Origin of the sequence: Dorea sp. 210702-DFI.3.125, from assembly GCF_020560945.1 — a bacterium.
GTDB classification, from domain to species: domain Bacteria; phylum Bacillota; class Clostridia; order Lachnospirales; family Lachnospiraceae; genus Dorea; species Dorea formicigenerans.
In genome coordinates, this window is sequence record NZ_JAJCNF010000024.1 from 1 (window position 1) to 23,484 (window position 23,484).

Consider the following 23,484-nt stretch of genomic DNA (forward strand, 5'->3'; position numbering starts at 1 on the left):
CCGATGCGGCACAAGATTCCGATGCGGCACAAGATTCCGATGCGGCACAAGATTCCGATGCGGCACAAGATTCTGATAATGTACAAAAAGAATATGAACTTGACGAGAATACTGCCGAACAGGAATCCAATCTTGAGCGACAATTTCTAGAATATATTCGCCGACATTAATTCAAAGATTTCCACTAAACGCATACAAAAAAAGGCAACACATACACGACGCATGTGTTGTCTTTTTTTCGTTCAATATTTCTATTTTTTATCTTTGTTACTTTCATATTCTTTCAATGCTTTTAATGCCTGACCACCCATGAGATACAGAATTCCAGTGTTAAATATGGTCATAAGACCAATTCCTACATCCCCCAGATCCCAAACAAATGTATAAGCTGCAATTCCACCAATGAACAGCATTACAAGTGCAAGTACTTTATAAGCAGTCTGCCAGAACCATTTATCACCAAAGAGATAGGATACATTACTTCTTGCGTAAAAGAGTATTCCTAAAAATGTCGAGAAACTGAATAAAAATAATGTAAGTGCTATAAAGATTACACCAAATTCTCCAAGATGATATTTCATTGCTGACTGTAGTAAATCCATTCCAGACTTTCCGGCAACTACATTTTCCGGTGCCAACAGCATGATCATTGCAGTACAGCTACAGATCACAATGGTGTCAATAAATACTCCCAGCGCCTGTGTAAGTCCTGCTTTTACCGGAAAATCACATTCTGCTGCAGCAGCTGCACATGGTGCTGACCCTGATCCTGCTTCGTTAGAAAATAATCCCCTCTTCACGCCATTCATCAGAACTGCTCCGAAACCTCCAGATACAACCTGTCTGATTCCAAATGCCTCCTCAAAGATCCGACCAAATACGCTTGGAATACTTTTCATATTTATAAGAATAATAAAAATCGTAATGAAGAAATAACATACAGCCATAATCGGCACGATCAGGTCCAGAACTTTTACCGTCGCGTTTTTACGAAGGACAATCACTGCCGCAACTGCAACAAGGACAATCGTTGTATAAAGCGGTGGAATATGAAATGCATTTTCAAAAGAAGATGCAACTGAGTTACTGATTACCTGGCTGATTCCACACCAGCAGATCAGACCGGAAATTGCAAACAGAACAGCAATCAAGGTATGATTTTTCTTCTTTCCTGTCTTTTCTTCCATATAGTGATGAATATAGTAAGCCGGACCTCCACGGTATCCTCCGTAAAGTGGATCTTTTTCTTTGTGAATCTGTGCCAGCGTTGCCTCTACAAATGCTGTTGAAGAGCCAATCAGGGCTGTTACCCACATCCAAAAGACTGCTCCTGCACCTCCTGCGGAAATTGCAGCTACAACCCCGACAAGATTTCCCATGCCGACTCTCGTCGCTGTTGATACGATCAACGTCTGAAACGTGGACAGACTGTCTTTATTCTCCTTCTTTGACATCAGTGCCCGAGTCATATCCGGGAACAAACGCAAAGGTAATACTTTTGTCCGCACTGTAAAATAAATCCCTGTCGGAATCAATAATATAATCAGCAATGAGATTCCCACACTATCTCCACCCGGCAATGGAACATGTATCAAATCTCCCCACAATAATGCATAAATTCTTTCAATTAACGATACAACCATTTCAGAAATATCCTTTCTGAGCTCTTTGTCACTTTAACGCTCTGCACTATCATACTATATCTCAATATATTGTGCAAATACTTTTCATGAAAAAACAATTTCCTGCAATACTCTTCCGACCGCCTGTGAAAAATCACTGATATTTCGAATCTTTATCAGATTTTGCCCAAAAATCTTTCCTGCTACTTCTCCAGAGCGTGCACTTCCCATAAAAATTCCGATCACCTGAATTCCTTTTTGTTTCAGATTCTGCACTTCTTTCGCAGTATCTTGAATCGCAAGCAGATCTGTATATTCTTTATTTTTATAAAAAGCACCTTCTCCACTATCCTGATCATCCTGTGGGCTTGCATCTGTCAGTACGAGTAAAATTCTTTTTCTTTTTTCGCCGTTCTCCATCAAGTGTCCTGCTGCCCGAAGTGCAAGTCCATCGCGATTATTTCCCGCCGCAACATACCGGAACAGTTCATCCTCTCTCTCTTCTTTGCAATTAGGGAAAATGTGCAATATCGTATAGCCGCGGATACTGCAATAAGAATAAATCTGTACCGGAATCTTACATTGTTTCAGACTTTTGGATAAAATATACGCCTGAGCCGCAATCTGCTCCTGCATCTGCTTTCTCGAAGAAGAGGCATCTATGAGAATATCAACAGAAAATCCAGGAATTTCTACCTCTTCTTTTCTCTCAAATACTCTTGGATCGTCCAGATAGACTGCTTTCCACACTTCCCGTGGATTTAGTTTTCCGTGAGCTGCTTTCTCCGGAAATCTCTCTTCTTGTTCCTCAAGACAAATCTTTAGCTTTTCTGTAAGTCTTCGAATGGCATTCTGATAAATCGCATAATTCTGTTCATAATGTTTTTTATTCTTCTCATATTGTCTGGCAGACTCTGCCTGAAATTCTCTAATTTCCTTTTTTTCTCTTTTTCCTTTTATCTTGGATAATTCATTTTCACCGGTATATATCTTATTTCTGTTTTTTTCTGTCTCCGACTCTTTCAGGCCATCCTCCCCTGCTCTTGAATTCCCTTTTGTAAATAAAAGATGACAATTTTTATGATTTCCCACACACAATTTTTGTTCTATTTTTTCCTGGTATTCTTGCGAATAGATACTCTTTCCAAAACATGCCTCTACATATCTTTTTGTTTCTTCCGGATTTCTCTGTAGCGACAACTGGAATATATAGTGTCTGCCTCGCTCCATTATTCCCGATTTTCCATCAAAAAATGTATTTTGGTCATCATAATTTCTGGCACGTACATAAGTAGCACTTACTTTTCCAAAAGACTGAAATGCTCCGGATACCTTCTGCAGAAAATAATTTCCTTTCTTCTTTTCAGTCGGACGATACGCAAAATATTTCCACAGATTTTCTCTTGTCTGTTTCAGAATTTGATCCGTTGACATATCTTCTGAAAAAGAAAACGCATGTAAAATCTGCTCATCTTCCTCTTTTAACCCTGATGACTGTCCCAAAATTTCTCTGCAATGTCCGTTTCGTATCTGATCAATTCTGGAATACTCTTTATATTTCCGATAACGCCTCAGGCTTTCCCTTGCATACTCCTTCCTTATATCCCTAAGTGCCGATCTTATCTTCTCTTCTTTTGGATACAATGCATTTCCCAGCCCAATCCAGAGAAGCCCTTCATATAACTCCTGGTTCTTTCCTCCTAACTGATTAAAAAATGCGTCTATTTTTTCCTGATCGTACCATTTATATGCCAGTCCGATAATCAGGTTCAAATACATATCTGCTGTTCCATCCGGGGAAAATGCAAGAAACATTGGTTCAAATTCATACTTTTCTGCTGCAGTCCATATAAAATTACGTGCTCTTTTCGCTTCTATTAATTCCTGCTCTTCCATTTCTGTCACCTTGTAAATATTTGCATATTTTATTATTTTTTGCGAAAAACATCCGTTCTTTGGATTTTTCTTGAAATCCTTGCCTGAATCGTATCCCGGATCAATGTCTGCTCATATGGATCAAACGATTTGTTCGCAATTCCCATATCTAGCGCTGTATGAATATCAAGTCCTTTTTCCATCAGATCGATTGCTCCCAAAAGGCCTCGAAGATCCAGTGCCTTAGAAGAAATCTCAGCATTTTCACATTTTTTCTGTAAATCTAAAAATAATGCTGCTAACTCTTCTGCCGCATCTTCCCGGATTGCCGGAGAGTTCTTTCTTATCAGTTTTATCAGGCTTTCTTTGGCAATCATCGGCATTTGAATGACGGCAAAACGTGACACCAATGCTTCATTCAGTTCTTTTGTGCCGGAATATCCGTAATTCATGGTTGCAATAAACCGCGTTGCAGGATGAAGTTCTATTCTTTCATACCCCGGAACGTCAATGGTCCTACGAAAATCCAATGTTGCATGCAACACTGCCATAGCTTCACTTTTTGCCATGTTAATTTCATCCAATACCGTAAAACCACCTGTTTTTGCCGCTGTATATACCGGACCAGGCCGGAAAGTCACTTCACCGCCACGAAATGTATCCATTCCGATGAGAGAAGCCGCATCCATATTCACATGAAAAGACACATCCCATCGCGGCCGCATAAAAACTCCGGCCAGATTCTCAGCAAACAGATTCTTTCCTGTCGCCTTATGTCCGACAAGCAGAAGATTCTGCCCGCATAGAATAGCTGTAATTGCCTGCTCCCACACATCTTTCCCATAATAAAACTGCTCCAGCTTTGGAATTCTTGCCTCATAAGATTTTTCTGCCGGATAACTTTCACGAAATTTTTTTATCTCATCAATCAAATCATCTCTGATTCCAAGTTCCCGTAATTTTTCTAACAAATGCTGTCGCTTCCCTTCTGTTCAAAACTTACCATCTATACTTCTTTTAAAGATGAAATAGATTTTTTGTTTTATCTTGTAATGTTATTATACTCGTGAAAGACCGTTTTTTCGATTTATTTTTCACATAAAGGCATATTTTTTCTTTTGTTATTATATTGTCACCCAAAAGCAATTAGTCTGGAATACTCTCTGCAAGACAGAGCCGCCCATATCCCACCATTTCATTTGGATATTTTTCAATCCCCGGAAATGGTTCCGCCCCTCTTCTCAGATAAGCCTTGACCTTCTCCCCATATAAATAAATATCATTTTCTCTTACAATTCCCCACTCCATTAAAAGTGCCGCACTCCCCGTCACAAATGGTGTGGAAAAAGACGTTCCGCTGAATTGCATCACGCTTCCTCCGACAGATATCGTGCTCACATTTACTCCCGGCGCCACAAGATCTGGTTTGACTGCACTTGCACTTTCTCCGGTCAGTGGTCCACGCCCGGAAAAATCTGCATAGGAAAATGTCAGGCTGTCATATGCTCCTACTGTGATTGCCCGCATCGCAGTTGCCGGATTTGTAAGTGTCGTGCTGCTTACTGGTCTGAGAAATCCGGTTCCCGGATTCAATATTCCTTCTCCTGGGATCCACATTTCATAATGTCCATCCACAATTTTTCTCGGTGTCAGAACCATTTTCCACACTCCGCTGTTTATATAGCTCCCGCGTGGGAGGAAATCCAGATAGATCTCCTGGTTTGTGCTAAATGGACTTGGCTCCCCGTAATACAAAAGCATTTCTGTTGCATCGACAGTAAATCGCTGTGTTCCAAGCTGCTCCTTGACTGGTCCGATACGTGTACCTGTAGGCGATACAATTGAAATATCTATCTGATCTACATATCTTTTCCAAATCTGAACATTTAACGATGGCTGTTTTTCCTGCACTGCCAGCTCAATCTCCTGTTCTCTATTTGCTCTGACATTTTCTGATACTCTCCCAGATGTATGCCCTGCGGTTGCCCCTTCATTTCCTGTTCCGATACAAATGCAGCTCTTCCAGATATTAGAAATGTCATCAATAAATCTCTCTAAAAGCGAAGTTCCATCTCGCGCCCCATATGTATTACCGAAACTTATATTAACTGCCACCGGCATACGAAGCTCCTGTGCTTTACGTATAACATAATCAATTCCCTGCATAAGCTCCGTCGTCCTTGGGAATCCCCCAGACATAGGATTTCCAAGTTTTACTACAATGAATTCGCTTTGAGGGGCAACTCCTGCATAAACACCGCCGCTTCCTCTTCCATTTCCAGCCGCAATAGCGGCTACCGCCGTTCCGTGTCCTGAAATATCACGCGTACGGATAGTTATCGCTCCCTGTGTCACTATATTTTTCGGTGTTATTACATGATAAAAATCTGGAAAAGCAGCATCTATCTCTTCCTTTGTATACTCCACTCCCATTCCATATCCTTTCGGCACATGCTCCCCCTCCACCGCCTTTAATGACTGATCCCACAGATAACGGATTCTTGTTGTCCCGTCTTCATTCCGAAAATCAGGTAGTGTGTAATCAACCCCGGAATCTATGACTGCCACAAGTACTCCCTGTCCCGTAAGCGAAAAACGGGCGTCCTGTACCTCATTGATACAAGACACCCGTTTCCCATTTCGTACCTGGAAAAATAATCGTTTTGGTTTTTCCACATATTCTACTTCTACAATCTGCACCAGATCCGGTATCTGTGACTGACGTATATGAATAATAGCATATTCATTTAACAGCTCTGTAACTCTCTCAGAAATCTGTCGGACTGTCTCCAAATTACCGGAATATTTGATAATCAACTCCCACACCTGGTCCACAGGATTATATCCTACATTCAATTCCTGAGATCGTTCACGTTCACTTTCCGTGGCATTCAATGCCTGATTCAAGAGATTTTCTAATTTCTGACTCTGCATTTCTACTCCCTTAAATGAGCTCAGGCATCAAATATGGTGCCAATTCTACCGGAATAAAATAACCTCGATCATAATGACAACTTGGACATACAGGCGGTGCCATTTTTCCTTTTTGAATATGTCCGCAATTCATACACATCCATTCTCCTCCATCTGGATTTTCAAAATACTGATTTTTCCCAAGCAGTTCTGCAAGCAACGCAAAGCGACGTCCATGCACAGCTTCTACCTTTGCGATCATGTCAAATGCTCCTGCTGCCTGGTCAAAACCTTCTTCTTTTGCAATTTTAGCAAATTCCGGATAAACGTCTTCAAACTCCTGCATTTCATTATGCACTGCACTTTTCAGAAGATCTGTCACATTTTCTGCAAGATTTACTGGATACCCGCCACAAATTTCAATCGTCTGTTCTGTCTGACCTCTCAATAATTCATAAAACACTTCCGCGTGTGCCCGCTCCTGATCTGCAGTAAATAAAAAAATCTGGCTAATGGAATACAGATTATCTCGACTCGCCTGCTTTGCCGCAATTGTATAACGATTCCTTGCCTGACTCTCTCCTGCAAATGCCCGCATCAAATTTTCTCTTGTCTTACTTTTACTAAAATCAACAGCCATGGTACATACTCCTTTCTTACTTCTATAAGTAGTATGCTCCATGGCTGTACAATTATTCCCTCTTATTCTCTTTACAGTTCACTATATAAATTCCGGCACACACCAAAATCAATGCTGCCAGACTCCCAACATTAAATGCCTGTTTCACCTCTCCAAGTATCAGTGCTGATAAAATCACGCCACAAAGCGGGTTCACAAATCCAAAGATAGCAACTTTGGAAACATCGTTCCAGGCAAGCAGTACGGACCAGAGCGTATATGCCACTGCCGAAACCATTGCCAGATAAAATATAATTACCACACCCCCTGTAGTAGCATTTTCCAGATGACCACCCATTCCTGCTCCAATCAGCATCAGAACGATTCCACCCATCGTAAACTGCGTTCCGCTCAATACAACCGGAGATACTTTTCTGGAAAAAAGGTTGATCAACACTGTAGAAATTCCATAGGATAGCTGCGCGATCAGAACAAACCCCTCTCCGATCAGCTTAAATCCCATATCCAGAGAGTTCCCCAGCAAATTAATTACCACAACTCCGGCAAATCCCAGAACACATCCTGCAATTTTTCTTCTTGTCATCCGTTCATTTCGAAAAACAAGGCAAGACAACAAAATTGCAATAAAGTTTCCAAGTCCGGTAATGATTCCTCCTTTTACTCCTGATGTATTGGCAACACCTATGTAAAAGAAGAAATACTGTCCTACCGTCTGAGCTAGGCATACCGGAACTGCATATTTTAAAATCTCTTTGTCAGGAATCATCACTTTCTTTTCTCTAATAGATGCAAAAATCAATACCAAAATTCCTGCCAGCGTGAATCGTACTCCTGCAAAGACAATCTGACTTGCAATATCAGAAGAATCTACATGCAGGAAACGATAGCCTGTCTTGATTACCGGAATCGCACTTCCCCACAAAATACAGCATACACACGCAAGAAGTGCTACAATACCTGTTTTCGTTAATATGTTTTGTTTTTGTGTCATTCTCATACTTTTTCCTAATTAAATCCTATAATTCTTCTTGCCACACTGTACGCAAGAGAGGATATCTTTCGTCCGGATCTTCCCGGAATATTCATGGTCTGTCCAAGTATTCCGTAGCGGATCTTCATAAATGTCTTGAAATCCTTCTGTTTCAGATATATCCACAGTTCTTTTTTCTTCTCCAGGTTCTCTGCTTTCTTAGACCGGATACATAAAATGGAAGAAACAGTCATCATGATTGCGAGATAATTAAGCATATAATTTCTCAGTTTCTTACATTTTACATTTTTTAATTGGTACATATCAATCATTGTCTTTGTAACAAAAATCTGCTGATCCAGTCTGGATATCATGACTTTCTCATTGACAGACTGATCTTCTCTTCCAATATAATAACGATAAAAATCCACGTCCAGGTAATACACTTTTCGCACAAATGGCAACGGATAATACACATAAATATTATCTACATAAAATGTATGTTTTGGAAGCTCTAACTGGCTGAGCTTAAGCATCGCTGTCCGATAAATAACAGAATGCATCAGAATGTACTGATCCAGATGGAACCGTCCGATTTCTTCCCATTTGAAAATCTTATTCTGCGGAAGCACATTACGGTAGTGAATACATTTCTTATGGGTTGCTCCTACTTTCTCATAAACATAATTGGAAATGAGCATGTCCACCTCTTCATCTTCAGATTCCAGCTTCTTAAGAAATTCCAGAATCTTCCGAAGAGCCTCGGCATCTACCCAGTCATCACTGTCCACAACTTTAAAATACTTTCCGGTGGCATGTGTAAGTCCTGAATTCACAGCATCGCCGTGGCCTCCATTCTCCTTATCCACCGCCTTGATGATCGTCGGATATTTTTCCTCATACTCATGTGCAATCTTAGAAGTATCATCGGAAGATCCGTCATTTACAATTATAATCTCTACATCTTCCCCGCCCACAAGAATACTCTCAATGGCGTGAGACATATATTCCTGTGAATTGTAACTTGGTATTGCAAAAGATATATATTTCATGCATCTTTCTCCTTATATCACATCTTTTTGAATTTATAGTTTCTTTCTTATTATGTCACTACTTACCCAAAGCAGAGCCTTAGGAATCTTTTTAAGTATATAGCATCTGTGCACTTTTTCCAACCAAAATTTTTGTGTCTTTTTTGCAATCTCCTTGTAAAAAATGCTATGATTCGATATAGTAGAGATAAAATTGATAATTTTTCAACAAAAGGAAGGTACACATATGAAAAAGAATCTGATTGTCGGACAATCCGGCGGCCCGACTGCGGTCATTAACGGAAGTCTGTATGGCGTAGTCACTGAAGCCATGAGACACACTGAGGAAATCGACGAAATATACGGTATGATTAATGGAATTGAAGGATTTTTAAACGGACATATGATGGATATGCGTTCGCTCATTGAAACGAACGAACTCTCCTTACTCCGTACAACCCCCGGCTCTTACCTCGGGTCATGTCGTTACAAGCTTCCCGAAGATTTAAATGATCCTGTTTATCCATTGTTATTCAACAAGTTTGCATCGCATGGTATCGGTTATTTCTTCTACATTGGGGGAAATGATTCCATGGATACTGTAAGTAAATTATCCCGATATGCCAAAAAGATCAACAGCGATATTCGCTTTATCGGTGTTCCGAAAACCATTGATAATGACCTGGTCCACACAGATCACACTCCGGGATTTGGAAGTGCTGCAAAATATGTTGCTTCCATGGTCCGCGAAGTTGCTATTGATGCAAGTGTTTATGACAACAAAAAATCTGTCACGATTGTAGAAATTATGGGGCGCCACGCCGGCTGGCTCACTGCCGCCAGTGCCCTTGCCCGCAAATATGATGGTGATAACCCACGCCTTATTTATCTGCCGGAAACTGCATTTGACCAGGAAGCATTTCTTAAAAAAGTACAGGAAATGCTGGAAACAACCCCAAACTTAGTTGTATGCATCTCTGAAGGAATTCATGACAAAAATGGAACCTTTGTCTGCGAACTGGCCGGTGATATTGGAACTGATACCTTTGGTCATAAGATGTTGACCGGCTCTGGAAAATATCTGGAAAATCTGGTCAAAGAGCAAATCGGCGTAAAAGTCCGCTCCATTGAGTTGAATGTATGCCAGCGCTGCTCCAGCGAATACCTGTCAGCTACAGATTTAAATGAATCTGAAAATGCCGGAATCGTTGGTGTTCAGGCTGCATTAAAAGGAGAGACAGGCAAGATGATCACATTTATCCGAAACTGTGATCTTCCTTACGAGCTCTCCTACGAAACTGCCGATGTAAATGAAATCTGTAACATGGAAAAAGCCGTACCATCTGATTGGATCACCGAAGACGGCTGTGATGTCACAGAAGCATTTATACAGTATGCAAGACCACTGATCCAAGGAAAAGTGGTGGTACCGGAAGAAAACGGCTTACCGCTTTTTGCTTACCGGAAATAGTTTACCTACTATAAGGCACAAAATAATCGTGATCACCATATCAGGCAGTGTATTTCCTACCGGCATATCGATATTCATCAGAATTCGATACGCGATAAATCCTATCACCCAGATAATCATATTCGGTACATGCACTGCCTGATTACTCTTATCCAGTTTCAGCAGGAAGAAGTCTGCAATCTGGATTGCGATCATCGGTGCAAATACGGAACCGATGAGATACAGAAAATCTGTAATATTATCCATCGGGTATACAATTGCTGCAATCGTTCCAAGCACAGTTACCACGATTGCCACATGTTTTCCATTCCATTTGTTCACAACGGTTTCACTGGAAATTCCTGCGGAATATGCATCCAGAAATGTTGTTGTAACTGTTGAAAATACGATGATCAGAAGTCCGGCGATTCCAAGACCTGCTTTTAGCATGATCTGTGCAATATCATACTCTCCGGTAATAATTGCTGCTCCCATTCCGATCACATACATCCAGCAGCTTACGATACCGTAAGTAATTGCGCTGACTGCTGTTGCTTTTACCGGCTCTTTTGCTTCTCTTGTATAATCACTGATCAGCGGAAGCCAGGATAATGGCATGGCAACGGCAAGTTCAACTGCTGCGCCAAATGTCATGCTGTCATCCGATGGTACGCCTGCTCCACTTCCTGTGAAGATAACTTTACAAAGAATCAGTGTCAGGATAAATAATGCTGCCATAGCAACCGTGTTTATTTTCCCAAGATTCGTAATTCCAATAACAATCCACAGAATGATCAGTGCTCCGATGACCAGGCACCAGATCCAGCGTCCGGTGTTCATGACACCATCTGCTGCCAGTGCTCCATCATAAATCATAATCGCCGTCCATCCCACAAGCTGCAGCACATTTAACACTGCAAACAGAATACTTCCCTTCTGTCCAAAACTCATTTTTACAGTTTCCATTGCACTTTTTCTGACTTTACCACCGATTACACCTGCCAGGAATAACATAAGGCAGCCGATGATATGTCCTACGATAATTGCGAGAAGTCCTTTCCCCATTCCAAGTGGTGCCAGATAAGTTCCGGTCAGAATCTCCGCGATAGAAACGCCTGCTCCAAACCAGATCAGTCCATTTTCAAATAAACCTGTTCTTTTTTCTTCCATGATGTCTTTCCCTCTTTATGCTTCTTTCTTATATTCTCCCGTAATTGCAAATCCGTGATCCATAGGTCCGCTTCCTTTTCCGAGATCCAGCATCGCAGCCAGCGCTCCGGAAATGTAATCTTTTGCACGCTCTACGGATGTGTCCATATCAAATCCTTTTGCAAGGTTCGATGCAATGGCACTGGAAAGTGTGCAGCCGGTTCCATGTGTATTCGGATTATCAATACGTTTTCCGTTGAACCAACGATAATCACCGTCACGATAAAGCAAGTCATTTGCATCATTCAACTTATGTCCGCCCTTGCAGAGAACTGCGCAGTGGTATGTATCACTGATTTTCTTTGCAGCCTCGATCATATCATCTGCTGAGTGAATCTCCATTTCCGCCAGAACTTCTGCTTCTGGAATATTCGGTGTCAGAACACTGGCAATTGGAAGAAGACGTTTCTTTAAAGTTCCGATTGCCTCTTCACTGATCAGCTTCGCTCCACTTGTTGCTACCATAACCGGGTCAACGACGATATTTTTTGCTTGATACTCTTTCAGTTTATCTGCAATTTTCTCAATCAGCGCACTGGAAGATACCATTCCGATCTTCACTGCGTCCGGATAAATATCTGTAAAAATGTTGTCTAATTCCTCACCTAGAAATTCTGGTGTCACTTCCATAATCCCTGTCACACCTGTTGTATTCTGTGCGGTTAACGCTGTGATTGCACTCATCGCATAAACGCCATTTGCAATCATTGTCTTAATGTCTGCCTGAATTCCTGCTCCACCGCTGGAATCACTTCCGGCAATTGTTACTGCTGTTCTCATTGTTTTGCCTTTCCTTTTCTTATCTATTCAAAAAACACATCCGCCTTCAAAAAGCTTTCCATATAAATGTCTGCTTCTTCGCGGATCATTTCCTGATCTTCTTTACTTTCTTCGTCATACACGCCAACCGTATGATATCCTGCCAGTTTTGCTGTCTGGATCGCATACAATGCATCTTCAAAAACATACAGTTCTTCCGGATTCCTGTCCAGATATCCTGCTGCCATATGATAGACTGCCGGGCTCTGCTTTCCGGCTCCTGCCTGCGCGCATGTAAAAATATGTTCAAAATATTGACGTATTCCAAGACGTGTAAATGCATGTTCCAGGTGATCTTCATCACTGGCTGTCGCTGCCACGACCGGAATCTTTCTATCTGACATTTTTTGTAGAAATTCTTTTACTCCGGCTTTTAACGGCGCCTCGTAATAATAGAAATCTCTCACTACATCTTTGATCCCCTGACTGATTTCTTCTACAGATTGTTCAAGCCCATAGCGTGTCCGCATATATAATGCAGCCTCCGGGATAGACATATAATAAATCTTCTCGGCAAGTCCAGGCTCTGCTTCAATCTGCTGACTCGCAAGGTATCTCACACCCGCGTCCTGCCAGATGGACATAGAATCCAGAACTGTCCCGTCTATGTCTAAGATAACACCACCCATATTCTGTACAGAAACTTTTCCACAACATTTCTGCTCTGATGCATTTTTCTCCACGTCAGATTTATTTTCTAACATGCTTTCACCATCTTCTCAGTGGCTGCTTTCAGCTCTTCTGTCGCTTTCTTAATATCCGGTTTTGCGAAAATAGCGCTGATAACTGCGATTCCACAAAGTCCACAGCCTGACAACTCCTGCACATTATCTTTTGTGATGCCGCCAATTGCGATAACTGGAATATCTACAGCCTCACAAATTGCTTTTACCATCTCATGGTCAACTTCTACTGCGTCATCTTTGGAACTGGTCGGAAATACGGCTCCGACTCCAAGATAGTCTGCTCCGCGCTCCTGAGCGAGAAGTGCCTGCTCCACTGTCTGTGCTGAAACTCCGACAATCTTATCTTCACCAAGCTTTGCCCGGACATCTCCTGCTTCCATATCACTTTGTCCTACATGAACTCCGTCCGCGCCAACTTCCAGTGCAAGCTCCACATCATCATCTAGCACAAACGGTACCTGGTACTTTGCACACAATTCCTTGATTTCCTTTGCCTCCTGAAGAAAAGCATCATGATCGAGATGTTTCTCACGAAGCTGTACAAATGTAGCTCCACCTTCCAGTGCCTTCTCAACCTGACTGTAAAGTGTCTCTCCATTCAGCCAACTTCTGTCTGTCACTGCATAAAGCAGCAAATCTTTTTTATCGCACTTCATATTTTGCTCCTTCGTCTAACTGCTCTTTTGTCATGTTATAAATAGCATCAATAATTCTATTTCTATAGGTAGAATTACCGTCACCTTTCTGCATGTAACTCCAGCCAATCTCACCGGCAAGTCCCATCGTACAAACTGCCGCTGCTGCCGCCTCAAGCTTCTGCTCAGGATTTGCAACAAGATATGCTGTCATCAGTCCGGATAACTGACAGCCTGTTCCTGTAATTCTTCCCATTTCGGGACGTCCATTACGGATCACGTAACATTTTCTGCCGTCGCTGACAAGATCAATTGCTCCTGTAATTGCAACTATACTTCCGGATTTTTCAGAAAATGCTTTTGCAAATGCAACTGCTTCGTCCAGATTATCTTCTGTCACTGCGTCAGCTACATCCGCGTCAACACCCTTTGTAGTACCGCTTCCTGCAGCTAATGTCTTGATTTCGGAAATATTTCCACGGATTACATCAAACTTTATTTCCTGCATCAAGTTGACAGCTGTATTCGTTCTAAGAGAACTTGCTCCTGCACCAACCGGATCAAGCAGAACCATATGATTTAATTCATTTGCCTTATGACCTGCCGCCAACATTCCTTCAATCGTTCTTACATTCAGCGTTCCAATATTGATGTTCAGACCTCCGCAAATTGCAGTGATATCCTGCACGTCCTGCGGCTCATCTGACATGATTGGGCTTGCACCACACGCAAGAATCACATTTGCTACATCATTGACCGTAACATAATTCGTAATATTATGGACAAGCGGTCCTTTTTCTCTAACGTTCTGTAAACATGTACCTAGCATAATTCTCTCTCCTTTTTGTGTTGTGAACATTCGCTGATTTTTATATTGCTAACATAAATAGCAGATATACCTAATAAAAGATATACCTGCTAACATTTACGCATCTCTTTCCCTACGTTGGCATTATCCAAATCAGGTTGCAGGTCAAGGCATTCATCCCAATCTCAGCCTGCTTGATACGCAAGCCCCCTGTTGTTCGTTATTCGTTTCATATATATTATACATAATAGACAAAATTTTACAAGTTTATTAATTATAATATACTTTACTCTTATAATATATTATAATTATTACGTTACCGCCTCTGATACCTATGGTCTTGATTCTCCCATGCCGGAATTGAATTAAAAACCCCCGAAAGTGTACGAGACTTCCGGGGGTTTGTCACAATAAATGACCTTCTTATTTCTTTTCTTCCTACTGGCATTATAGCATATGTAAATTCCCTTTGCAATATTCTCAAAAATATTTTTTCACTTTTACTAATATTTTCTCAACGTATCATGACTGTCATCGGTAGTCTTATCAATCCTCTTTACTACCACATAATATCCGTCATCTCCTGCCGGTATTTTCACGCGGTCACCAACTTTATGTCCAAGTACTGCTTTTCCAAGCGGTGACTCGATGCTGATCAGTCCTGCCAGGGAATTTCCTCGGACACTTGTCACAATCCGGTATGTCTCCACTTCTTCATCATCTTCAAAATAAAGATCCACGGTATTATTAATTCCTATCTCGTCTTCTTTTGAATCATCAGACACAATGTTGGCAGTTTTTAACATTCTCTCTAGATAACGGATACGGCTTTCGTTGCGGTTCTTATCCTGCTTCGCTGCTTTATACTCAAAGTTCTCACTCAAGTCTCCCTGTGCTCTTGCCTCTTTTACTGCTTCCAGCTCTTTTTTACGGACAACAATCTTTCGGTACTCAATTTCTTCCTTTATTTTCTTTACATCACTTTCTGTCAGTTGTTCTCCCATATGATACAGTCCCTTCTATATTAATTGATAATGTTTCATTGCTTTTTCAATTCCGTCATTCATCACACTGTCCGTCACATATTCTGTATATGGATCCAATACAGAATCATGCTCTTTCATCGCTACTGTATGTGTGGCGTATTCGAACATCGCCAGATCATTGCTGCTATCTCCAAATACATATATCTGATCCATGTCATAGCCAAGATATTTCCTCATATACTCAATCCCGGTCGCTTTTGTATATTGCTTTTGAATACACTCATAACTTCCATGTCTCCGATCGATGACTGCCAGATCGTCACGGACTTCCTCTATGAATTTTACTACATCACTTGTCTGATCAGAGAGTAAGAACATTTTATCATAAATGAATCCGCCATCCTCTATATATTTCTTACAGCCTAAGCCCCAGGCTTTTCCCATGCGCTGTCTGATATCTTCGATTTCCGGAAAACGGGAACTATTTTGGGGAAAATATAGATCGTCACTGGCTTCCAGAACTCCTTCCATACGACACTCCTGAATCACCTGTATGTAACGTCTGCATTGCTCCTTGGTCAGTGTACTGTGCATCAGCACATTTCCCTGATAAATGATTTCCGTTCCACAACCGCACACATATCCGTCTACCGGTATGTGCTTCATAGAATCCAATGTATTACAAGATGTACGACCTGTATTGATAAACACAAGATGTCCGTTTTCTCTCGCCTGCTTCACTGCACGAAGTGTACTTTCCGGCACTATCTTCGTCTGTTCGTCAATCAATGTACCATCTACATCAAAAAATAATGCTGCTTTATTCATTCTGTCTCTCCTCTATCTTGATAAAAAGTTGGATTACTGTGATGTATTTCAGTTTTTATCTCGCAATTCCAAAATACTGATCCACGCCATTGGCAATCCCGGTTACGATTTGCCACTGATATTCGTCTGTCGCCATCTTCTGATCTTCCGTCGGATTACTCATATATCCCATCTCCACAATGGTCGTCGGAACCTGTGCCCAGTTGATTCCACTCATGGTATCTGTCTCCCAGACACGCTCTCTTTTTGCTCCGGTTGCTGCCACCATCTGATCTAAAATATCTGTAGAAAGTGCCTGACTTTGGGAATATAGATTTCCATTATATGGATTGGAAGCAGTCTGACAAATCGTCATCATGCCATTGGCACTGCTGCTATCTGAACCATTGGCATGAACACGGATAAATGCATCGGCATTGGCATTGTTTGCAATCTGTGCACGCTCTGCATTCGATACATTTACATCGTTCGTCTCTCGTATCATCAAAACATCATACCCACGGTTCATCAATTCTTCTTTCAGCTTCATAGAAACAGCCAATGTCAGTTCATATTCCTGAAGCCCTGATGTCTTGCCACTTGTCCCGGAAGCCACCTTTGCTTTCATTTCAGAAGAACCTGGGCCGACCGGTTCTTTCTCGCTATTCCCCTTTGCCTGATGTCCTGCATCAATCGCAATCAAATGTCCATTTTTCTGCGGCTGTTGTTCATTCGCCTCTTCTGCCTGTGATTGTCCGTCTGGCTGTGAAGCCTGTTCCTGCATATCTGTCTGTTCCTCTTGTATATTGTCTTCTTTTTTATCTTCTATATTTAATACCAGTTTGTCTGGATCTTTTTCCTTTGTCTTCGTTTCTTTTTCTGTTGTCCCACAGCCTGTAAGTACCATAAGCACTACAAGTCCCAGTAACAATACTCTTTTTTTCATATTCCACCTCCGTAAGTACTATTCTACCATAACTTTATTATTTCTTAAGTGGTTTTTTATAAATTTTCGATTTGTTTAAGAGTTTCAACATACTTTCGTCACATTTTCCTCTTATACTAAATGACAGATAGTTGAGAAAGACATCAGCTATCACCCCCTCATAGAAGTGCGAAAAGCACTTACTCTCATTCCTTTATATAACTATAACAGCACACGAAGCCTCGCCGGGAACGCACCCGCGAGGCTTCGCTGTGTCTAGAACACTCCTTTCATATCTACTCTTTTCAAATTTCCGTAAACCATGTACAATAAGAATAATGGTATTATCATTCATTGAGAGATTTACCAATTCAAGAATGTTAAAGGAGTGTCTATTATGTCTGGGGAACGTAAAAACACTATAACAAAATCTGCAACTGCTAATACTACAACGAAAAAAGGGCTGTCACAGGGACAGGCCGATATTCTGATTGCCATCGTTGCCATGACATGGGGAAGTTCCTATCTGATGATGAAAATCGGGTTGACTGGAATGCCGCCATTCTCTATTATCGCACTGCGCTTTTGCATTGCATTTATTACTGTTGCACTGGTTTTCTTACCGAAAATGAAACTGATGAACCTGCGCACTCTTGGATATGGAAGTATTCTCGGGCTGCTTCTGTTTGGTGTGTTTGCTTTTCTTGTTCCGGGAATGAAATACACGACCGCTTCCAATGCTGGATTCCTGGTTGGTATTGTGTCTGTATTCGTACCGGTAGTACACAGCTTTTTAAAACACAAACTGCCATCCAAACGTACAACTCTTGGAGTCCTTTTGGCTTTACTTGGAATCTGCCTGCTTACATTTCTCTCCACCTTTACAATTAATCTTGGAGATATTTTATGTATCCTCAGTGCATTTTCCTACACCATCCAGATTATTCTGATGGATTATTTTACAAAAGAAACTGACAGCTTTCTTCTTGGAATCTGGCAACTTGGATTTACCGGTCTGTATGGTGTGATCTTTACATTTTTATTTGAGACTCCCTCACTTCCAGGCAGTGGCGCGCAGTGGGGTGCAATTCTTGGTCTGGCAATAATCTGCAGTGCTTTTGGATTTATCGTTCAGCCAGTTGCTCAAGAATACACATCTCCGGAACATACCAGCATGCTTTTCGCACTGGAACCAGTATTTTCTATGATTTTTGCCTATATTTTTCTCCATGAGAAATTATCTCTGCAAGGAGCAATTGGGGCATTTCTGATTATGGTCGGTGTCGTGATTGCTGCAAGCACCCATGAAGAGTGATTACTCCCTCTTTTCCCGGAAATTTATTTTATTTTCCTATTCAAGAATGCCTCGGCATTCGGTTTAATGCGCAAAAAATGAGATTACAACTAATCTCCAACGTTGCACTTCTTGATTATTTATAGTATAATTCTAAGTATACTTATTATTGTACTTAAAAGAAAAAATTTGATCATGGAGGTCATTATGAATAAAAATCAAAAAGACGGCAATTTTGAAGAAAACCTTGGCTCCCGCGTGAAGAAATTACGCCAGGAGATGAATCTGACACAGGCAGAGGTCGCAGATGCCCTGCACGTAACACCAGGATATATCAGCAACGTAGAGAACAATCGTACAGCAATGTCTCTTCGTATCCTGATCTACTATGCAAAGCTTATGAATACAACACTGGATTCTCTTGTTGGTTCTCTGGAGCCTGCTTATAAAGAGAACGCTCTGGACAATGAAGTTATGCATCTTGTAGCTCAGATGAATGATCTGGAAAAACAGAAATTAATCAATACATTAAGAATCTGGATTTAATTTATACTTATTGATTTTATAAGATGCCAGAAATCTGTGTTTTTACCACGCAGATTAACCTGGCATCTTTTTTATTGCAATAAGATAAATAATATATAAAACCAACCGGGTATTCTTATAAATCTATTTCATTGCTTCTTTAATCGCACTTAACAGTTCATCATATGTTTCATATGCCGGGATCTGTGGATAGTCTGCTTTGATCTTATCGGTACTTCTAAATAAAAATCCAGCTTTACTAGCCTGAATCATGCCAAGGTCATTATAAGAATCTCCACTTGCGATTGTGTCAAATCCGATAGACTGCAGTGCTTTGACTGTACTGAGTTTCGACTGTTCTACACGCATCTTGAATCCGGTAATCTCTCCATCTTCCGCAACCTCCAGTGTGTTACAGAACAATGTAGGCCATCCTAATTTCTCCATCAGTGGTGTTGCAAACTGTGTAAATGTATCACTGATAAGAATCACCTGACTAAATGTACGGAGCTCATCTAAGAACTCTTTTGCTCCCGGAAGCGGATCGATCTTGGCAATTGTCTCTTGAATTTCCTTCAATCCAAGACCATGCTCCTTTAAAATACCAAGACGCCATTTCATAAGTTTGTCATAATCAGGCTCATCTCTTGTTGTCTTCTTAAGTTCCGGAATATTACTTGCCTTGGCAAAAGCAATCCAAATTTCCGGTACTAATACTCCTTCTACGTCTAAACATGTGATATACATCATTCTTTCCTCCTCTTTATATGTCATAAGATGATGTTGAGTACAAAAGCCTTCAATTATATTTTTTTACTCTACACCTTGTGATACCTTGAAATCGCACGAAGCACCTTCTCCATCTCAAATGGCTTCGCCAGATGCTCATTCATACCGGCATTTTTTGCTTTCTGAATATCGTCAGCAAATGCATTTGCTGAAATTGCAATAATCGGTACAGTTGCACCCCGTGGGTGAGTGCATGTACGGATTCTTCTGGTCGCTTCGAGACCGTCCATAACCGGCATCATAATATCCATCAGAATCAGGTCAATCTCCTGTTCCCCTGATTGTTCAAAGATATCCAGTGCCTCCTGTCCATTTTTTGCAGCTATCACCTGTACTCCTGCTTCTTCCAGAAGATACCGGGCAATTTCCAGATTCAGCTCATTGTCTTCTACAAGCAATACGTGCATACCTTCCACATTGGGTGTCTCCGGCTCTGACTGTACACTTGCATTTTCATAATCCTTGTCAATTGCAAATGGAAGAACTAATATAAATGTACTTCCTACATTCTTTTTACTCTTTATCTTAATCGTGCCGCCCAAAGCGTCCACCAGCTTCTTTGCAATTGCCATACCAAGACCGGTTCCTCGATAAACCGTACGCGCTCCTGTATCCTCTTGTGTAAATGTTTCAAAAATATGTTTCTGAAATTCTTCACTCATTCCAATTCCAGTATCCGAGACAGAGAATCGATACACTACATCATCTTCTGTCCGTGATACCATATCTACGCGAAGTGTAATCTTACCATGGATTTTATTATATTTTACTGCATTACTAAGGATATTTGCAAATATCTGCCGGAAATACATCGGACTTCCCACTACATGTGGACATTCAATTTCTGACACTCCACTCTTTTCCAGCTCCAGTCCCATTTTCTCTGCCTGGGATTCCAGATCTGTCCAACAGCCTCTAAGTACTTCCCGGATATCAAATGGCTTATGTTCTACTTCCAGCCTGCTTGTCTCCAATTTGTTCATATCCAGCACATCATTTACAAGATGCAGAAGATTACCTGCTGTCACTTTCATTTTTTCATGGCATTCTTTTAATCTTTCTGGATCATCCCAGTTTTTCTCTTCAATATCCAGCATACCCATGATGCCATTGATCGGAGTCCGGATATCATGGGACATTTTCCGAAGAAATTCTGCCTTGGCATCATTAGCAATTCTTGCCTCTTTCAATGCCTTAACCAGCTCTTGCTGATAAGCCAGCTCTTTCTGCTTATAATCATCAATAATCTGCGTCACATACAACACTTCTGTTACGGATTCTGCCGGAACTTTCTCCTGCGCGATAAATAATGCACGTCTCCAGATTCCCTGCTTATTCGGATATTCCCGGCTGACAAAGTTCTTCTCTTTTAACCGTTCCCTCAGTGTTGACAAGTCAAAGAACTTTCGCATTTCTTCCTGATAATCTTCATGAATCTGAAATGTACAAAAATCCATCAGCTTTTCAGATGCAATTCCTCTGTCATTTGCAATTTTGTACATTTTATTTGGTTCAGAAATCTGCTCCATATAATCTGTGTTCAGATTTATATTATAGATTGCATAATAAATCTCACTTGTTGCAGCTTTTAGACTTCGAAATCGCATTTCCCGCTCGATGTTCTTAGTAACATCCTGATGATAACCACGTATGCAGACTCCGATTCCCTCATAATCTTTCGGCCGCACTCCTCCACATCGGATCCAGATTTTTCCACGAGTCGGATGGTGCCACGGATAAATGACGTCAGCATATCCTTTTTCCAAAGTTTCTTTCACACAGTTGTCCACTTTTTCCGTATATTCCGATGGAATATTGTCTCTCCATATACGGTAACATTCCTCACTTGTGGTACCTTTCGTCAGCCCCAGAAGCTCACGCATATTTGCATCAGCCTCCATTACCGGTTCTTTTCCCTCTTGCTTGATAATCGACCAGATACCAATCTGTGCTCCGCGAAAGATTTCTTCTATATTCCTGCGGTATTTCTGTCTGGACTTGATAGATGCCATCTCAAGCTTTGTACATTCTTTCTTGTAAGCATCAACTGCCACTCCGATATAATAGCCCAACAGGGAAAGCAGCCTTCGAATCAGTCTGGATTTCTTCATATCCGGATTATCTACACCCACAAAACCCATTAATTTTTCATGGACAGAAATTGGAAATGCAATCAGTGTCTGAACATTCTGGAACTTTAAAAGTCCATATTCCTAGGGCATCTCTGCCTTAATATCTTCCAGTTCCTCAATCAGGATATTTTCCCCCTGCAGGAACAGATGTATCCAGTTCGGCATACTCTCGAATGGAATTCCTTTTAGATTATCAATCTGTGGTGTCACCCCTTCTTTACACCATTCATATGTATTGGTTGTTGTATAATCTTCATTAATTTCAAATACATAGGCACGGTCTGCGCATGTATACTCACCGACTTTGCATAATACGTTATTGATTCCATCGTCGATCAGTTCTGTACTGCTGAGACTTGTAATCAGCTCAAGCATAAATCGTTCCGCTTCCAGTTCTGCGCTTAACTTTTCATTTTCATACAATAATTCCGCTATTGTATGGTTCTCTGTCAGACTCATAAGGCCACCTCTTTTCATATCTGGTTATCTGTTTTTGTCTGCACGTGGTCTTTCTTTTCTCATGTACCGTATTCTCTCTTACTTTTATGAATCGGTAAGCTCTTCCAGCATCTGTCGTACTGTCTTTCCATTTCCCGGGTGCCGTTTGTATGGTGCGATTTCCTCCAAAGGCTCCAGTACAAAAGAACGTTTATGCATTTCAACATGGGGAATGCATAAGTCATCCTCCTGACTGATCAGATCATCATAGAAAATGATATCCAAATCCAGCGTTCTTGGTCCCCAGTGAATGATTCGCTCTCTTCCGGCTTCCTTTTCAATCCGGTTCAGTTCTCTAAGGAGTTCCCTCGGATAATAAAGAGTTTTCATTCTCAGACAGCCATTCAGAAAATCCGGCTGGTCTGTCACACCGTACGGTGGGGTTGTAATAAATCCGGAGACTTTTTCCACTTTGCTTGCAGGAAGCGCGTCAATTGCTGACACTGCGTCGTCCAGGATTTGTCTGCTGTCTCCCATATTAGATCCGAGGGCAATGTAAGCCGTGTGCCAGCTTCTTGTGATTCTGACGCTGACAGTTTTAAGCGGAAGTCCTACCGGTGCCCATGGTTTCTGGATCTCCAGTGTTACTTTTTCAAGCCCGTCAAACTTCTGAAGCATATCTTCTACCAGTTCTTCGGCCACGCGCTCCAGTAATTTGTATGTATGTGATTTTACAAATTCTGTAATAAATGCACTGACTTCTCCGTAATGGATCGATGCCGTCAGCTCATCGGTCTTTCCGGCTTTTCTTGTGTCTGTATAAAGTGTTGCGGACACGATGAACTTCTGTCCCAGTACATTTTCTTCTGGAAATACGCCGTGATTTGCGAATATTTCCAGACCTTCAATTTTAATCTGATCTAATTCCAT

Annotated in this window: 22 protein-coding genes and 1 riboswitch; of the genes, 3 read left to right on the top strand and 19 right to left on the bottom strand. The window is 41.2% G+C overall.

Features of this window, described 5'->3' with window-relative positions; genetic code table 11:
- Positions 1-251: 251 nt before the first annotated feature.
- The 7 genes from LI164_RS11285 to LI164_RS11315 form a co-directional block, all read right to left on the bottom strand.
- Complete coding sequence (locus tag LI164_RS11285; protein ID WP_227087165.1) at positions 252-1,643, bottom strand: alanine/glycine:cation symporter family protein; 1,392 nt, start codon at positions 1,641-1,643, stop codon at positions 252-254.
- Positions 1,644-1,727: 84 nt separating this feature from the next.
- Positions 1,728-3,518, bottom strand: coding sequence for a hypothetical protein (locus LI164_RS11290; protein ID WP_227087166.1), 1,791 nt, complete (start codon positions 3,516-3,518; stop codon positions 1,728-1,730).
- Positions 3,519-3,550: 32 nt separating this feature from the next.
- Positions 3,551-4,468 carry an AAA family ATPase gene (locus tag LI164_RS11295; RefSeq protein ID WP_227087167.1) on the bottom strand — a complete coding sequence of 306 codons (918 nt, stop codon included), beginning with the start codon at positions 4,466-4,468 and terminating at the stop codon, positions 3,551-3,553.
- 175 nt (positions 4,469-4,643) lie between these two features.
- The gene (locus tag LI164_RS11300) at positions 4,644-6,431 is read right to left on the bottom strand and encodes a S8 family peptidase (RefSeq protein WP_227087168.1); all 1,788 of its coding nucleotides are present in this window, start codon (positions 6,429-6,431) and stop codon (positions 4,644-4,646) included.
- A gap of 10 nt (positions 6,432-6,441) precedes the next feature.
- Entirely contained in the window at positions 6,442-7,050 is a 609-nt protein-coding gene (gene rbr, locus LI164_RS11305; RefSeq protein WP_040015518.1) for a rubrerythrin, read from the bottom strand.
- A gap of 52 nt (positions 7,051-7,102) precedes the next feature.
- The gene (locus LI164_RS11310) at positions 7,103-8,041 is read right to left on the bottom strand and encodes a DMT family transporter (protein WP_331464376.1); all 939 of its coding nucleotides are present in this window, start codon (positions 8,039-8,041) and stop codon (positions 7,103-7,105) included.
- Positions 8,042-8,055: 14 nt separating this feature from the next.
- Positions 8,056-9,072 (bottom strand): glycosyltransferase family 2 protein, encoded by a 1,017-nt coding sequence (locus LI164_RS11315; protein ID WP_005333747.1) that lies wholly within the window; start codon positions 9,070-9,072, stop codon positions 8,056-8,058.
- Between the two features lie 226 nt (positions 9,073-9,298).
- On the opposite strand from LI164_RS11315, the gene LI164_RS11320 reads away from it, so the two are divergent.
- A complete protein-coding gene (locus LI164_RS11320) occupies positions 9,299-10,522 on the top strand; it encodes a 6-phosphofructokinase (RefSeq protein ID WP_227087170.1) in 1,224 nt (407 codons plus the stop codon).
- On the opposite strand, the gene cytX is transcribed toward LI164_RS11320, so the two are convergent.
- The 8 genes from cytX to LI164_RS11360 form a co-directional block, all read right to left on the bottom strand.
- Positions 10,496-11,671, bottom strand: a complete 1,176-nt coding sequence (gene cytX, locus LI164_RS11325) for a putative hydroxymethylpyrimidine transporter CytX (RefSeq protein ID WP_117605834.1) — start codon at positions 11,669-11,671, stop codon at positions 10,496-10,498. The genes LI164_RS11320 and cytX overlap by 27 nt on opposite strands.
- A gap of 15 nt (positions 11,672-11,686) precedes the next feature.
- Positions 11,687-12,490, bottom strand: a complete 804-nt coding sequence (thiD, locus tag LI164_RS11330) for a bifunctional hydroxymethylpyrimidine kinase/phosphomethylpyrimidine kinase (protein ID WP_215683889.1) — start codon at positions 12,488-12,490, stop codon at positions 11,687-11,689.
- A gap of 23 nt (positions 12,491-12,513) precedes the next feature.
- A complete protein-coding gene (locus LI164_RS11335; RefSeq protein ID WP_215683888.1) occupies positions 12,514-13,233 on the bottom strand; it encodes an HAD family phosphatase in 720 nt (239 codons plus the stop codon).
- A complete protein-coding gene (gene thiE / locus LI164_RS11340) occupies positions 13,227-13,871 on the bottom strand; it encodes a thiamine phosphate synthase (protein WP_117650599.1) in 645 nt (214 codons plus the stop codon). The genes LI164_RS11335 and thiE overlap by 7 nt, the downstream gene beginning before the upstream one ends.
- Entirely contained in the window at positions 13,858-14,679 is an 822-nt protein-coding gene (gene thiM / locus LI164_RS11345) for a hydroxyethylthiazole kinase (protein WP_029731135.1), read from the bottom strand. The genes thiE and thiM overlap by 14 nt, the downstream gene beginning before the upstream one ends.
- A gap of 92 nt (positions 14,680-14,771) precedes the next feature.
- Positions 14,772-14,881, bottom strand: a riboswitch (TPP riboswitch).
- 280 nt (positions 14,882-15,161) lie between these two features.
- The gene (locus LI164_RS11350) at positions 15,162-15,662 is read right to left on the bottom strand and encodes a GreA/GreB family elongation factor (protein ID WP_005333729.1); all 501 of its coding nucleotides are present in this window, start codon (positions 15,660-15,662) and stop codon (positions 15,162-15,164) included.
- Between the two features lie 15 nt (positions 15,663-15,677).
- Positions 15,678-16,472 (bottom strand): Cof-type HAD-IIB family hydrolase, encoded by a 795-nt coding sequence (locus LI164_RS11355; RefSeq protein ID WP_215683887.1) that lies wholly within the window; start codon positions 16,470-16,472, stop codon positions 15,678-15,680.
- A 55-nt stretch (positions 16,473-16,527) separates the two neighbouring features.
- Positions 16,528-17,397 carry an N-acetylmuramoyl-L-alanine amidase gene (locus tag LI164_RS11360; protein ID WP_215683886.1) on the bottom strand — a complete coding sequence of 290 codons (870 nt, stop codon included), beginning with the start codon at positions 17,395-17,397 and terminating at the stop codon, positions 16,528-16,530.
- A gap of 376 nt (positions 17,398-17,773) precedes the next feature.
- Between LI164_RS11360 and LI164_RS11365 the strand changes: the two genes are divergently transcribed.
- Positions 17,774-18,691 carry a DMT family transporter gene (locus LI164_RS11365; protein WP_215683885.1) on the top strand — a complete coding sequence of 306 codons (918 nt, stop codon included), beginning with the start codon at positions 17,774-17,776 and terminating at the stop codon, positions 18,689-18,691.
- A 186-nt stretch (positions 18,692-18,877) separates the two neighbouring features.
- Positions 18,878-19,216 (top strand): helix-turn-helix domain-containing protein, encoded by a 339-nt coding sequence (locus tag LI164_RS11370; protein WP_005339999.1) that lies wholly within the window; start codon positions 18,878-18,880, stop codon positions 19,214-19,216.
- Between the two features lie 123 nt (positions 19,217-19,339).
- Here LI164_RS11370 and thrH read toward each other — a convergent pair whose 3' ends face one another.
- The 4 genes from thrH to folK all read right to left on the bottom strand — a co-directional run bounded on the left by thrH (position 19,340) and on the right by folK (position 23,484).
- Positions 19,340-19,942 (bottom strand): bifunctional phosphoserine phosphatase/homoserine phosphotransferase ThrH, encoded by a 603-nt coding sequence (gene thrH / locus LI164_RS11375; RefSeq protein WP_022278922.1) that lies wholly within the window; start codon positions 19,940-19,942, stop codon positions 19,340-19,342.
- Positions 19,943-20,013: 71 nt separating this feature from the next.
- Complete coding sequence (locus LI164_RS11380; RefSeq protein ID WP_227087171.1) at positions 20,014-22,125, bottom strand: response regulator; 2,112 nt, start codon at positions 22,123-22,125, stop codon at positions 20,014-20,016.
- A 72-nt stretch (positions 22,126-22,197) separates the two neighbouring features.
- Positions 22,198-22,575, bottom strand: coding sequence for a hypothetical protein (locus LI164_RS11385; RefSeq protein WP_227087172.1), 378 nt, complete (start codon positions 22,573-22,575; stop codon positions 22,198-22,200).
- Positions 22,576-22,659: 84 nt separating this feature from the next.
- The gene (folK, locus tag LI164_RS11390) at positions 22,660-23,484 is read right to left on the bottom strand and encodes a 2-amino-4-hydroxy-6-hydroxymethyldihydropteridine diphosphokinase (protein WP_147567132.1); all 825 of its coding nucleotides are present in this window, start codon (positions 23,482-23,484) and stop codon (positions 22,660-22,662) included.

What these genes read in the sequence shown, in the direction of transcription:
- LI164_RS11360 (WP_215683886.1), bottom strand. Translation starts at nt 17,397, where the DNA reads ATGAAAAAAAGAGTATTGTTACTGGGACTTGTAGTGCTTATGGTACTT.
- thiM (WP_029731135.1), bottom strand. Translation starts at nt 14,679, where the DNA reads ATGCTAGGTACATGTTTACAGAACGTTAGAGAAAAAGGACCGCTTGTC.
- thiE (WP_117650599.1), bottom strand. Translation starts at nt 13,871, where the DNA reads ATGAAGTGCGATAAAAAAGATTTGCTGCTTTATGCAGTGACAGACAGA.
- folK (WP_147567132.1), bottom strand. Translation starts at nt 23,484, where the DNA reads ATGGAATTAGATCAGATTAAAATTGAAGGTCTGGAAATATTCGCAAAT.
- LI164_RS11365 (WP_215683885.1), top strand. Translation starts at nt 17,774, where the DNA reads ATGTCTGGGGAACGTAAAAACACTATAACAAAATCTGCAACTGCTAAT.
- LI164_RS11335 (WP_215683888.1), bottom strand. Translation starts at nt 13,233, where the DNA reads ATGTTAGAAAATAAATCTGACGTGGAGAAAAATGCATCAGAGCAGAAA.
- LI164_RS11320 (WP_227087170.1), top strand. Translation starts at nt 9,299, where the DNA reads ATGAAAAAGAATCTGATTGTCGGACAATCCGGCGGCCCGACTGCGGTC.
- LI164_RS11355 (WP_215683887.1), bottom strand. Translation starts at nt 16,472, where the DNA reads ATGAATAAAGCAGCATTATTTTTTGATGTAGATGGTACATTGATTGAC.
- LI164_RS11300 (WP_227087168.1), bottom strand. Translation starts at nt 6,431, where the DNA reads ATGCAGAGTCAGAAATTAGAAAATCTCTTGAATCAGGCATTGAATGCC.
- LI164_RS11385 (WP_227087172.1), bottom strand. Translation starts at nt 22,575, where the DNA reads ATGAGTCTGACAGAGAACCATACAATAGCGGAATTATTGTATGAAAAT.
- LI164_RS11285 (WP_227087165.1), bottom strand. Translation starts at nt 1,643, where the DNA reads ATGGTTGTATCGTTAATTGAAAGAATTTATGCATTATTGTGGGGAGAT.
- LI164_RS11315 (WP_005333747.1), bottom strand. Translation starts at nt 9,072, where the DNA reads ATGAAATATATATCTTTTGCAATACCAAGTTACAATTCACAGGAATAT.
- LI164_RS11380 (WP_227087171.1), bottom strand. Translation starts at nt 22,125, where the DNA reads ATGGGTTTTGTGGGTGTAGATAATCCGGATATGAAGAAATCCAGACTG.
- LI164_RS11310 (WP_331464376.1), bottom strand. Translation starts at nt 8,041, where the DNA reads ATGACACAAAAACAAAACATATTAACGAAAACAGGTATTGTAGCACTT.
- rbr (WP_040015518.1), bottom strand. Translation starts at nt 7,050, where the DNA reads ATGGCTGTTGATTTTAGTAAAAGTAAGACAAGAGAAAATTTGATGCGG.
- thrH (WP_022278922.1), bottom strand. Translation starts at nt 19,942, where the DNA reads ATGTATATCACATGTTTAGACGTAGAAGGAGTATTAGTACCGGAAATT.
- LI164_RS11290 (WP_227087166.1), bottom strand. Translation starts at nt 3,518, where the DNA reads ATGGAAGAGCAGGAATTAATAGAAGCGAAAAGAGCACGTAATTTTATA.
- cytX (WP_117605834.1), bottom strand. Translation starts at nt 11,671, where the DNA reads ATGGAAGAAAAAAGAACAGGTTTATTTGAAAATGGACTGATCTGGTTT.
- LI164_RS11350 (WP_005333729.1), bottom strand. Translation starts at nt 15,662, where the DNA reads ATGGGAGAACAACTGACAGAAAGTGATGTAAAGAAAATAAAGGAAGAA.
- thiD (WP_215683889.1), bottom strand. Translation starts at nt 12,490, where the DNA reads ATGAGAACAGCAGTAACAATTGCCGGAAGTGATTCCAGCGGTGGAGCA.
- LI164_RS11370 (WP_005339999.1), top strand. Translation starts at nt 18,878, where the DNA reads ATGAATAAAAATCAAAAAGACGGCAATTTTGAAGAAAACCTTGGCTCC.